Source organism: Sulfitobacter aestuarii, assembly GCF_042685005.1.
Lineage (GTDB): Bacteria > Pseudomonadota > Alphaproteobacteria > Rhodobacterales > Rhodobacteraceae > Sulfitobacter > Sulfitobacter aestuarii.
On sequence record NZ_JBHUMP010000002.1, the window covers coordinates 397,146 to 408,515 of the forward strand.

The following is an 11,370-nucleotide window of genomic DNA, read 5'->3' on the forward strand; positions in this document are numbered from 1 at the left end:
TTTGAAGTCAGAAGAAGCTCAGGTGCCGCAGAAGGTTGCCGACACGATCTCGGCTTCGGTCGGAGGGCGTTCGAGCGCAGCATCGGTACTGGCGAAGGGCGTCGCGAGCGCCTTCATCAGCCGCTCGAACGGCGCCATGTCACCGGCGACCGCGGCTTCGATCATCTGTTCGATCCGGTGATTGCGCGGGATGACGGCCGGGTTGGCGGCGTTCATGGTCGTGATCGGATCGGGCTCGGCTTGCAAGCGGGCGCGGTGCTGTGCGCTCCAGCTATCAAAGGCGGCGCGATCGGTGAAGTGATCCCGTGCATCCGGCCCGGCCAGCGCGCGGAAGGTGTTGGTGAAATCGGCGCCGTCCTGCTGCATCAGGGTGAGCAGGTTCTGGATGAGCGCCAGATCGTCCTGCCGCACATGGGCAATGCCGATCTTGGCCGCGAAACGTCTGAGCCAGGCAGCCTCGATCAGCCCCGGCATTTCGTGCACGATGGCGGTGGCCCCGTCCACTGCGGCCTCCTTGTCTTCAGCCTGTTGCAAAAGCGATGTGGCAAGCTGCGCCATGTTCCAGACCGCGATATTGGGCTGGTTGCCATAGGCGTAGCGGCCCTGCGCATCGATCGAGCTGAACACGCGGCCATTGTGAAAGGCGTCCATAAAGGCGCAGGGGCCGTAATCGATGGTCTCCCCGGAGATCGCGCAATTGTCGGTGTTCATCACGCCGTGGATGAAGCCGACCGAAAGCCAGGCGGCGACGAGTTCGGCCTGCGCAGCGCAGACCGCGCGCAGCAGGTCCATCGGGCCCTGTGCTTCGGGGTAATGACGCTTTATCGCGTAATCGGTCAGCGTCTTCAGATCGTCGAAGCGGCCACGATGGGCGAAGACCTGGAATGTACCGACGCGCAGATGGCTTCGGGCCACGCGGGTCAGCACCGCGCCGGGCAGGGCACCATTCTCGCGGAAGATGGGCTCGCCGGTGGCGACAGCGGCGAGGGCGCGGGTGGTGGGGATGCCGAGGGCATGCATCGCCTCGGACACCACGTATTCGCGCAGCACCGGACCGAGCCAGGCGCGGCCGTCGCCCATCCGGGAATAGGGCGTGCGGCCGGAACCCTTGAGCTGGATGTCGCGGCGCATGCCGTCACCGCCCACGACCTCGCCGAGCAGGATGGCCCGGCCATCGCCGAGCTGCGGATTGAAATTGCCGAACTGGTGCCCGGCATAGAGCTGCGCCAGCGGCGCGGCGCCGTCCGGAACGCGGTTGCCGGAAAAGATCTCGGCCAGCTCCGCATCGCTGCCCGGGGCGATGCCGAGGATCGCCGCGAGGTCGTGGTTGAAGGCCAGCAGCTGCGGCGCCTTGACCGGCGTCGGATCGAGGCGGCTGTAGAAACCTGCGGGCAGGTCGGCGTAACTGTTGTCGAAGGGGACTGAAAAACTCATGGTGCAGATATAGGGGCGGTACGGGCGCGGCGCCAGCCTTCGCGCCGGATTGCGCTCAGAGGCGGCGCGACATGAAGATCTGCGTCTCGCGCGCCTTGAACCCGGCGCGGCCATAGAGCTTCTGCGCGGCTTCATTGTCGCGATCAACCTCCAGATGCATCGCCTTCAGCCCGCCCGCCGCCAAAGCCTTGGGCAGCGCCAGCAGCGCTTCGCTGGCAATGCCGCGCTTGCGCACGCCGGGGCGCACGTAGATCTCGTCGACGATGGCATCGAGCCCGCCGAAGGCCACCGACCAGCCGAAGGTCAGCACGATATAGCCGATCGGAGCGCGCGGCGGTCCGATGAGATAGGCGGCGCCATGCGGGATGCCCTCCAGCAGCGGTGCCAGCCCGGCCCGGCGGGCCTCCTCGCTGAGCTTGGTGCCGGTCTCTTCGTGACAGGCGGTGACCAGGGTGACCAGCCGGTCGAGGTGATCGGGGCCTGCGAGGGTGAGCGCGGCGCTCATAGCCTCGCGAGCCTCTCGGTAAGCAGGCCGAAGAAACCGTCGGCATCGAGCTTGCCCATGAAAGTGGCATTGGGCGCGCGTTCGGTGACGCGCCACCAGTCGGCGACGGTCATGCCAAGGGTCAGTTCGGAGGAGGTTTCGATCTCGACATTGATATGGCGCCCCTCGAACAGCTCCGGCCTGACCAGATAGGCGGTGACGCAGGGATCATGCAGCGGCGCGCCGTCGGAGCCGTATTTCTCCTTGTCGAACCGCTCGAAGAAATCGGTCATCTCGGCAACCGCGATCCCGACCCTGGAGCCAAGGGCGCGAAAGGCGTCGTTGCGCGCCTTGGTGACCAGCGCCTGATGGGTGACGTCGAGTGGCATCACCACGATCGGCGCACCGGATTTGAACACGATATCAGCGGCTTCCGGATCGACATAAATGTTGAATTCGGCGGTGGGGGTGATGTTTCCGCCCTCAAAATAGCCACCGCCCATCAGCACGATTTCGGCGATGCGGTCGGCAATTTCGGGGGCTTTTTGCAGCGCCGTGGCGATGTTGGTCAGCGGGCCGAGCGGACAGAGGGTGATGGTGCCGGGCGCGTGCTCGCGCAGCTGCTCGATGATGAAATCGACCGCATGGCCCTCGGCGAGCGGCATCGTCGGGTCGGGCAGGTCGGGACCATCCAGTCCGGTTTTGCCATGCACATGTTCCGCCGTCACCAGATCGCGCTTGAGGGGGCGGTCGCAACCGGCGAAAACCCTGATGTCCGGACGGCCCGCCAGCTCGCAGACGATCCGCGCGTTCTTTGAGGTCAGATCCAACGGCACGTTGCCCGCCACGCAGGTGATGCCGAGCACATCCATGTCCTCCGGGCTTGCCAGCGCCAGCAGGATGGCGACCGCGTCGTCCTGGCCGGGATCGGTGTCGATGATGATCTTGCGAGGGGGCATGGTTTCTTCCTCAATGTTTGCAGGAGCCTTGCCGCACCCACCCGCACTTGTCCAGCAGGCAGCGCTGCCGTTAGCTGCGTTCCGCCAGTTTGACCGCGTCCCAGAGCGCGTCCATCTCGGCCAGGTCGCTGTTGGCAGGACGCTTGCCGCGATCTCGCAGGCGGCTTTCCACCGCCTCAAAACGGCGGGTGAACTTGGCATTGGCGGCGCGCAGGGCGGCTTCCGGGTCGAGCCCGAGATGGCGGCCGAGATTGGCCATCACGAACAGCAGGTCGCCGAATTCCTCCTCGACCTCCGCCTGGCTGAGCGTGTCGCGGGCCTCGACAAGCTCACGGGCCTCTTCGCAAATCTTGTCGATCACATGATCGGTCTGGGGCCAGTCAAAGCCGACGCGGGCGGCGCGTTTCTGCAGCTTCAGCGCGCGCAAAAGGGCGGGCAGGCCGATGGCGACACCGTCGAGCGTGCCCTGCTGCGCCTTGCCTGCGCGTTCCTCCGCCTTGATCCGCTCCCAGTCACGGGTCTGCTGCTCGGCGGATTTGTCGCGGGATTCGTCGCCAAAGACATGCGGATGCCGCGCCACCATCTTGTCGCAGACATTTCGCACCACCGACTGGAAGCTGAAATGCCCTGCCTCTTCGCCCATGGCGGTGTGATAGACCGTCTGCAACAGAAGATCGCCCAGCTCGCCCTCCAGCTCGCGCCAGTCGCGACGCTGGATCGCGTCGGCCACCTCATAGGCCTCCTCGATCGTGTAGGGCGCGATGGAGTCGAAATCCTGTTCGATGTCCCAGGGGCAGCCGGTCTCCGGATCGCGCAGGCGGCGCATGATCTCGATCAGCCGTTCGATTCCCGCGTTATGATCAAATATCAGATCGTCGCCCATTGCAGCCCCTGCTTCTGTGGTGTCAGATGCGACCTGATCAAACATGGCCCAAGGAGTCCAGCCAATGCCCGTGGTGAACCGCATCGCCGATATGACTGCCGAGATGACCGCGTGGCGCCGTCACCTGCACAGCATTCCCGAATTGTCCTTCGATTGCCCGCAGACCGCCGCCTTTATCGCCGCGCGGCTGCGCGATTTCGGGGTCGACGAGATCCATGAGGGCATCGCCCAATCCGGCATCGTCGGGATCATCAACGGGCAGGGCGCGGGCCGCACCATCGGGCTGCGCGCCGATTTCGATGCGCTGCCGATCCTTGAGGATACCGGGGTCGAATATGCCTCGACCCATCCCGGCAAGATGCATGCCTGCGGCCATGACGGGCACACGGCGATGCTGCTCGGCGCCGCGAAATACCTGGCCGAAACGCGCAATTTCTGGGGTCGCGTCGCGCTGATCTTCCAGCCTGCCGAAGAGGATGGCGGCGGTGCCGAGGTAATGTGCCGCGAGGGCATGATGGCGCGGTTTGACATCGACGAGGTCTATGCCCTGCACAACATGCCGGGCAAGGAATTCGGCGGTTTCTTCACCACGCCGGGGCCGATCATGGCCGCGGTGGACAGTTTCACCATCGATATCCACGGCCGGGGCGGCCACGGCGCGATGCCGCATGAGACCCAGGACCCGGTGGTGGCCGCCTGCGCCATGGTGCAGGCGATCCAGACAATCGTCAGCCGCAACAACCATTCCGCCGAGGAGCTGGTGATCTCGGTCACCCAGATCCACACCGGCTCGGCCAGCAACGTGATCCCAGACACCGCCTATATCAACGGCACGGTGCGCAGCTTTGATCCGCAAGTGCGCGAGATGGTGCAGCGCCGCATGGCGGAGATCGTCGCGGGGCAGGCGGCAAGCTATGGCGTGCGCGCGGAGCTGGATTACGAGGCGGGCTATCCGAGCACCGTCAATACGCCGGAGCAGACCGGTTTCGCCGCCGAGGTGGCACGCGAGGTGGCAGGTGCCGCCACCGTCGATGCCGAGATGCCGAAGGTCGCGGGGGCGGAGGATTTCGCCTATATGCTCGAAGAGCGTCCGGGCAGCTACCTGTTCCTCGGGGCCGGTGAAGGTGCCGGGTTGCACCATCCGAAGTACAATTTCAACGACGAGATCGCGCCGATCGGGGCGTCGTTCTTCGCCCGGCTGATCGAACGGGCGCAGCCGGTCACGGGGGGCTGAACATGGCGCTGGAAGATGCGAAGAACCAGGTCGATCAGGCCTTCACGCGTGACGATCTGAAAGGGCCGAGCTTTGAGAACGCCTTCGGCGGCGCCACCTCGTTCCTGCGCCGCCGCTACACCAAGGATCTCACCGGCGTCGATATCGCGGTGACCGGGGTGCCCTTCGATCAGGCGGTGACCAACCGGACCGGGACAAGGCTCGGGCCGCGGGCGATCCGGGAGGCGAGCAGCCTGCAACCCTATGATCCGCCCTATGGCTGGGATTTCGATGTGCTCAGCGAATTTGCCATCGCCGATTACGGCGATCTGGCCTTTGATTACGGTCACGTCAGCCAGTTCCCCGCCGCGCTGACCGCGCATATCAAGGGCATCCTCGATGCCGGGGCGGCCAGCGTGACGCTCGGGGGCGATCATTACATCAGCTTCCCGATCCTCAAGGCCTATGCCGAAAAATACGGCCCGATCAGCCTGTTACAATTCGACGCTCACTCGGACACATGGGTCGATGACGACATGGAGCGGATCGATCACGGCACGATGTTCTACAAGGCGGTGAAATCCGGCGTCGTCGATCCCGCGACCTCCGTGCAGGTCGGCATTCGCACCACCAATCCGGACACGCTCGGCGTCACCACCATCGACGCGCGCGAAGTGCATGAGAATGGAGCGGCAGCCGCCGTGGCGAAGATCAAACAGGTGCTCGGCGACCGGCCCTGTTACCTGACCTTCGACATCGACGCGCTCGATCCGGCCTTCGCCCCCGGCACCGGCACGCCGGTCTGGGGTGGGCTCACTTCCGGGCAGTGCGCGATCATGCTGCGCGATCTGGCCGGGATCAACATCGTCGGCGGCGACGTGGTCGAGGTCTCGCCACCCTTCGACAGTACCGGCGCCACGGCCATCGCCGGCGCGCATGTGGCAACCGAGATCCTCTGCCTGCTCGGCGCGAGGATGCGCCGGTCATGAGCACGAAGAACCAGCCGATCAGCGGCAATGACCTCGCCCGGTTCTCGGGGCCCAACACCTTCATGCGCCTGCCCGCCGCGAATGACCTTGCGGGGCTCGATGTCGCGGTACTCGGGGTGCCGATGGATATCGGCACGTCCTGGCGTTCGGGCACGCGGTTCGGCCCGAAACAGGTGCGCGCCGAGAGCGCGATGATCCGGCCCTATAACCTCGCCACCGGAGCGGCACCCTTTGACGGGCTGCAGGTCGCGGATATCGGGGATCTGGCGATCAACACCTTCTCGCTATCCGATTCTCTGCGTATCATTTCAGAGTCTTACGATACGATCCTCAAGTATCAGGCAACCCCGGTGGCAATCGGTGGCGATCATTCGATCACGCTGCCGATCCTGCGTGCCATGGCGCGAAAGCACGGGCCGCTGGCGCTGGTGCATGTCGATGCCCATGCCGATGTGAACGACGAGATGTTCGGCGAGCGCGAGACGCATGGCACGGTGTTTCGCCGCGCCTATGAGGAAGGGCTGATCGATCCGGCCAAGACCTACCAGATCGGGCTGCGCGGCTCGGGCTATTCGGCAGAGGATTTCTCCGAGGCGGCGGGCTGGGGATTCCAGCATTTCCCGGCGCATGAATTCTGGGGCCGCAGCATGGCCAACCTCGGCGCCGAGATCCGCCGCGACATCGGCGAGGGACCTGTCTATGTGAGCTATGACATCGACAGTCTCGATCCGGCCTATGCGCCGGGCACCGGCACGCCGGAAATCGGCGGGTTGACCACGCCGCAGGCGCTGGAACTGATCCGCGCGCTGAAGGGGCTGAATATCGTCGGCTGCGATCTGGTCGAGGTATCGCCGCCCTATGATCCGAGCGGCAACACCGCCTTGACGGCGGCAAATATCCTGTTCGAGCTGCTCTGCGTGCTGCCCGGCGCGGTCTACCGCTGAAACGGAAGGTCTGGCCAATGCTCGGGATCATGGCAGTCACGGCGCTGGCGGCCGGGGTAGGGTATGTGCGGCTTGCCCCGTCCGATCCCGCGCGCTGGCACCGTCCGGTCGAGCAGGACGAGCATACCGATTTTCGCGGCGGTGCGTTGCGCGTCTTGCCGGGGGATAGGACCAGTCTGGCGGCATTTGACGTGGCACTGCTGGCGCTGCCGCGTACCCGGCTGTTGGCGGGATCGCTCGAAGAAGGTCGCCTCACCTACATCACCCGCAGCCGTGTAATCGGCTTTCCCGATTACACGACGCTGGAGCTCGATGGCGGGCAGGTGAAACTTTTCGCGCGGCTGCGCTTTGGCGGTTCAGATCTTGGCGTGAACGCCGCGCGGCTCGATGGGCTCCTCCGTCAGGTGGCGCCTTGAAGATAGGCAGCCCTGTTGCACCTCGCGCCACATCGGCACGTTGAGCGACATCTGGCATTGCGCCATGAACATACGACCATCGACCTGCAGGCAGATGGTTTCGCCAAGTTCGACCCGGGCGCCCGAGCGATCGGTGCAATAGCAATCGATGGTCTTCCCGCCCGGAGCCTTCACGTCGCCCCGCGCGGCGGGAGCGGCGAGCGCCAGCAGGCAAAGGGTCAGCAACGCTTTCATCCTGCCATACTAGCATATCGCAGGACTTGACCAAAGCCGCCTCATCGGCGACAGGAACGGGATGATCCCGATGGACCGCCTTGAGCAGATTTCGCAGCGCTTTCAGTTTCTGGAAGCGTCCATGTCGGCTGGCGCGGAGGGGGCGGATTACGCCCGTCTCGCCAAGGAATATGCCGAGCTGCGGCCCGTGGTCGAGCAGATCGACAGCTACCGTCAATTGCAACGCGATCTCGCGGATGCCCGTGCCATGCTCGGTGATCCGGAGATGGCGGAACTTGCGGAGGAGGAGCTGCCCCGGTTGCAGGGTGAACTGCCGAAAGTCGAAGCGGCGCTGCAGCTGGCGCTGCTGCCCCGCGATGCCGCCGACGCGAAACCGGCGATGCTCGAGATTCGCCCCGGTACCGGCGGTGACGAGGCGGCGCTCTTCGCCGCCGATCTGCTGCGCATGTATCAGCGTTATGCCGAGGCCAAGGGCTGGGGGTTCGAGCTGATCGAGGAACAGATGACCGAGCTTGGCGGGGTCAAGGAAGTCGTCGCCCATATCACCGGCCAGCATGTCTTCGCGCGGCTCAAGTTCGAATCCGGCGTGCACAGGGTCCAACGGGTGCCGAGCACCGAGAGTGGCGGACGCATCCACACTTCGGCGGCCACCGTGGCGGTGCTGCCCGAGGCCGAGGATGTCGATATCGAGATCAACGCCAATGATCTGCGCATCGATACGATGCGCTCTTCGGGCGCGGGCGGACAGCATGTCAACACCACCGATTCCGCGGTGCGGATCACCCATTTGCCGACCGGGATCGTCGTCACTTCTTCGGAAAAGTCCCAACACCGCAACCGCGACCGGGCGATGCAGGTGCTCAAGGCGCGGCTCTATGACCTCGAGCGCAGCCGCCTCGACAGCGCACGTTCCGCCGACCGCGCGGCGCAGGTGGGCTCGGGCGACCGGTCCGAACGGATCCGCACCTATAATTTCCCGCAGGGACGGCTGACGGATCATCGGATCAACCTGACGCTATACCGGCTCGAAGCAGTGCTGCAGGGCGATCTTGACGAGATCGTCGATGCGCTGACCGCCGATGCCCAGGCGCGGCTGCTGGCGCAGATGAACGAGATGCAGCGGTGAGCGGCATTACCGCCGCGCAGGCGATGTCCGCCGCCGCCGCGCGGCTGCGTGCGGCGGGCGTCCCTGATCCGGCGCGCGATGCGCGCATCCTGCTGGCCCATGCCGCCTCGGTCGATGCGGCGCGGGTAACCCTGATCGCACCGGAGGAGATCGCGCCGGAGATCGCCGAGCGCTACGAACAGCTGATCGCACTTCGGGCGGTCCGGGTTCCGGTCTCGCAGCTGATCGGGCAGCGGGCCTTTTACGGACGCGACTTCAAGGTCAGCCGCGACGTGCTCGACCCGCGCCCCGAAACCGAGACGCTGATCGAACTGGCGCTGTCGGAGCCATTCGGCCATGTGCTTGACCTCGGTGTCGGCTCGGGATGTATCCTGGTGACGCTGCTGGCCGAACGGCCCGATGCGCGCGGTGTCGGGGTCGATCTGTCGGAGGCCGCCTGTCTGCAGGCCAGCGCCAACGCGGTGCAGCAGGGGGTCGCGGAGCGCTGTGACATTCGTCAATCGGACTGGTTCGAGACGGTGGAGGGGCGTTTCGATCTCATCGCGTCGAACCCGCCTTATCTGGCGCAGGCGGAAATGGACGATGTCGCCCCGGAACTGCGGCGCCACGAGCCGGAAATGGCCCTGAGCGACGGCGGCGACGGGCTCAGCGCCTATCGGGTGATCGCGGCGGAGGCGCAGGGTTATCTCACCGCGGAGGGCCGGGTGCTGGTGGAAATCGGCTGGCAGCAGGGGCCCGACGTTATGGAGATATTCGCACATGCGGGCTGGGGCGAGGTCAGCCTGACCCATGACCTCGATCGCCGCCCGCGGGTGATCTGCGCGCGCCGCCCGGCGTGACTTTGCCAAAAAACCGTGATTTTGCAGCAGAACCATGCAATTTCCGCTTGCCGTGGCGCTTTGCGCATGTTTATTCAGAGTTGTTGCAGCGGTGGATGCCAATTGGCGGTCCCGCGCGGCGTTAAGCCCAACTCATCGCATGACCGGGACTGAACAGGCACAGGCCGCGCCCGGCACCACGAACACCAGCATTGAAGGCTGATATCATTTCATGAAATCTTCAAGATCACGCTCCCGGTCCAAGAATAACCGCAACCGTCAGGCGCAGAGCGGCGGCAATGTCGTGAACCGGGTATTCGACAGTTCGGGTCCCGAGGGCAAGGTACGCGGCACGCCACAGCAGGTCATCGAGAAATACAACCAGCTCGCCCGCGACGCCCAGCTTGGCAATGACCGCGTGGCGATGGAGAATTTCCAGCAACATGCCGAGCATTACCTGCGCATGTTGAGCGAGGCGCAGCGGGAGATGGACCAGCGCCGCGAAGAGCAGGAACGCCAGAACCGCGAACGCCAGGCAGAACGCGACCGCGAACGGGCCGAGCGCCAGGAACGCGAATCCAACCAGGGCGGCAGCGATCAACCCACAAGCCAGTCGCAGGGCCAGTCCCAGGTCGAGAATGACGATCAGCCGCAGCCCGAGGCTCCGGCGAAGCAGGAAAGCGCGCCGAAGTCGCGCAGCCGGGCCAAGCCTGCGGCCAAGGCCGAGTCAGCCCTGGAAACCCAGGATGACGATGGCGAAAACGACAGCGGCCTGGTCGAGACACCGGAAAGCAAACCCAAACCCAAGCGCGCGCCGCGCCGCAAGCCGAAGCCGAAATCCGAGGATGACTCGGGTAATTCCGGCAATCCCGGCAATGGCGACCAACCGGAAGCCGCCGAATAGATCTCTGACAGGGCTGCGGATTTCACGATGGACGACCGATCAGGGCCCCGCTTGCGCGGGGCTCTTGTCGCTTCGGCAGGGCAAGTTTGGCCGATAGGTCCGCCGGGTGGCGCGCTTCTCAGCGTCGGGCAACCTCTCGCGCCAGGGCGCAGAACCCTTCGAGCGGGATCTGCTCGGCCCGTTCGGTCGGCGCGATTCCGGCGGCGCGCAGACGGTCCTCGATGTCGGGGGCCACGCCCTTGAGCGAGGCGCGCAGCATCTTGCGGCGCTGATTGAACGCGGCGGCGACCACACGGTTCAGCACCGCCGGATCGGCCGGATAGCGCGGCTCGGGCAGGGCGGTAAGATGCACGACGCTGGAGGACACTTTGGGCGGCGGGGTAAAGGCGCCGGGCGGCAATTGCAGCACGATCCGCGCGTCGCTGCGCCATTGCGCCAGCAGCGCCAGCCGTCCATAGGCTTTCGAGCCGGGCTTTGCCACGATCCGCTCTGCAACCTCGCGCTGGAACATCAGCGTCAGGCTCTGCCAGAACGGCGGCCAGTCCGGCGGGGTGAGCCAGCGCACCAGCAATTCGGTACCCACGTTATAGGGCAGGTTCGCCGCCACCCGGATCGGCGGGGTCAGATGCGCGAGCGGATCGATCTCTAGCGCGTCGCCCTCCATCACCGTCAGCCGCCCGGGATGTGCCTCTGCGATCTCGTTGAGCGCCGGGAGACAGCGGCTGTCCTTCTCGATCGCCAGCACATGGCGCGCGCCCTCCGAGAGCAGGCCCCGCGTGAGCCCCCCCGGACCGGGGCCGATTTCCAGCACGTCACAGGCGCTGAGATCTCCGGCCTGTCGGGCGATCTTGGCGGTCAGGTTGAGGTCGAGCAGGAAGTTCTGCCCCAGCGACTTGCGCGCGGAGAGGCCGTGCTCGGCGATGACCTCGCGAAGCGGGGGGAGATTGTCGATGGCGCTCATCTGGG

The 11,370-nt window shown here is 65.5% G+C and carries 13 protein-coding genes; 7 read left to right on the forward strand and 6 right to left on the reverse strand.

All coding sequences use genetic code 11. The features are described 5' to 3' along the window. Positions 1 to 18 precede the first annotated feature (18 nt). The 4 genes from ACFSUD_RS04185 to mazG all read right to left on the reverse strand — a co-directional run bounded on the left by ACFSUD_RS04185 (position 19) and on the right by mazG (position 3,760). Positions 19 to 1,434 (reverse strand): protein adenylyltransferase SelO, encoded by a 1,416-nt coding sequence (locus tag ACFSUD_RS04185; RefSeq protein WP_386371753.1) that lies wholly within the window; start codon positions 1,432 to 1,434, stop codon positions 19 to 21. Between the two features lie 55 nt (positions 1,435 to 1,489). Further along, a complete protein-coding gene (locus ACFSUD_RS04190) occupies positions 1,490 to 1,939 on the reverse strand; it encodes a GNAT family N-acetyltransferase (protein ID WP_386371755.1) in 450 nt (149 codons plus the stop codon). Beyond that, a complete protein-coding gene (locus tag ACFSUD_RS04195) occupies positions 1,936 to 2,877 on the reverse strand; it encodes a nucleoside hydrolase (RefSeq protein ID WP_386371757.1) in 942 nt (313 codons plus the stop codon). Before ACFSUD_RS04195 ends, ACFSUD_RS04190 begins: the two co-directional genes overlap by 4 nt. A gap of 70 nt (positions 2,878 to 2,947) precedes the next feature. Further along, entirely contained in the window at positions 2,948 to 3,760 is an 813-nt protein-coding gene (mazG, locus tag ACFSUD_RS04200; protein WP_386371759.1) for a nucleoside triphosphate pyrophosphohydrolase, read from the reverse strand. 64 nt (positions 3,761 to 3,824) lie between these two features. On the opposite strand from mazG, the gene ACFSUD_RS04205 reads away from it, so the two are divergent. The 4 genes from ACFSUD_RS04205 to ACFSUD_RS04220 are packed head-to-tail and all read left to right on the forward strand — an operon-like array spanning position 3,825 to position 7,322. Next, positions 3,825 to 4,994: a M20 aminoacylase family protein gene (locus ACFSUD_RS04205; RefSeq protein WP_386371760.1), complete on the forward strand. Its 1,170-nt coding sequence runs from the start codon at positions 3,825 to 3,827 to the stop codon at positions 4,992 to 4,994. Between the two features lie 2 nt (positions 4,995 to 4,996). After that, positions 4,997 to 5,962 carry an agmatinase gene (gene speB / locus ACFSUD_RS04210; protein ID WP_386371762.1) on the forward strand — a complete coding sequence of 322 codons (966 nt, stop codon included), beginning with the start codon at positions 4,997 to 4,999 and terminating at the stop codon, positions 5,960 to 5,962. Beyond that, positions 5,959 to 6,906 carry an agmatinase gene (speB, locus tag ACFSUD_RS04215; protein WP_386371764.1) on the forward strand — a complete coding sequence of 316 codons (948 nt, stop codon included), beginning with the start codon at positions 5,959 to 5,961 and terminating at the stop codon, positions 6,904 to 6,906. Before speB (ACFSUD_RS04210) ends, speB (ACFSUD_RS04215) begins: the two co-directional genes overlap by 4 nt. Before the next feature lie 17 nt (positions 6,907 to 6,923). Next, positions 6,924 to 7,322 (forward strand): DUF1499 domain-containing protein, encoded by a 399-nt coding sequence (locus ACFSUD_RS04220; protein ID WP_386371766.1) that lies wholly within the window; start codon positions 6,924 to 6,926, stop codon positions 7,320 to 7,322. Here the strand turns inward: ACFSUD_RS04220 and ACFSUD_RS04225 are convergent. Next, the gene (locus ACFSUD_RS04225; protein WP_386371768.1) at positions 7,263 to 7,556 is read right to left on the reverse strand and encodes a hypothetical protein; all 294 of its coding nucleotides are present in this window, start codon (positions 7,554 to 7,556) and stop codon (positions 7,263 to 7,265) included. The two genes, ACFSUD_RS04220 and ACFSUD_RS04225, sit on opposite strands and share 60 nt — an antisense overlap. Positions 7,557 to 7,617: 61 nt before the next feature. Here ACFSUD_RS04225 and prfA point away from each other — a divergent pair, with 61 nt between their 5' ends. The 3 genes from prfA (at position 7,618) to ACFSUD_RS04240 (ending at position 10,404) form a co-directional block, all read left to right on the forward strand. Next, complete coding sequence (prfA, locus tag ACFSUD_RS04230; protein ID WP_386371770.1) at positions 7,618 to 8,682, forward strand: peptide chain release factor 1; 1,065 nt, start codon at positions 7,618 to 7,620, stop codon at positions 8,680 to 8,682. Between the two features lie 23 nt (positions 8,683 to 8,705). Then, positions 8,706 to 9,521, forward strand: coding sequence for a peptide chain release factor N(5)-glutamine methyltransferase (gene prmC, locus ACFSUD_RS04235; protein ID WP_386371881.1), 816 nt, complete (start codon positions 8,706 to 8,708; stop codon positions 9,519 to 9,521). A 211-nt stretch (positions 9,522 to 9,732) separates the two neighbouring features. Then, positions 9,733 to 10,404, forward strand: a complete 672-nt coding sequence (locus ACFSUD_RS04240; protein ID WP_386371772.1) for a DUF4167 domain-containing protein — start codon at positions 9,733 to 9,735, stop codon at positions 10,402 to 10,404. A gap of 118 nt (positions 10,405 to 10,522) precedes the next feature. Here ACFSUD_RS04240 and rsmA read toward each other — a convergent pair whose 3' ends face one another. Then, on the reverse strand, positions 10,523 to 11,365 hold the full coding sequence (gene rsmA / locus ACFSUD_RS04245) for a 16S rRNA (adenine(1518)-N(6)/adenine(1519)-N(6))-dimethyltransferase RsmA (protein ID WP_386371773.1): 843 nt from the start codon (positions 11,363 to 11,365) through the stop codon (positions 10,523 to 10,525). Between the last annotated feature and the right edge of the window lie 5 nt (positions 11,366 to 11,370).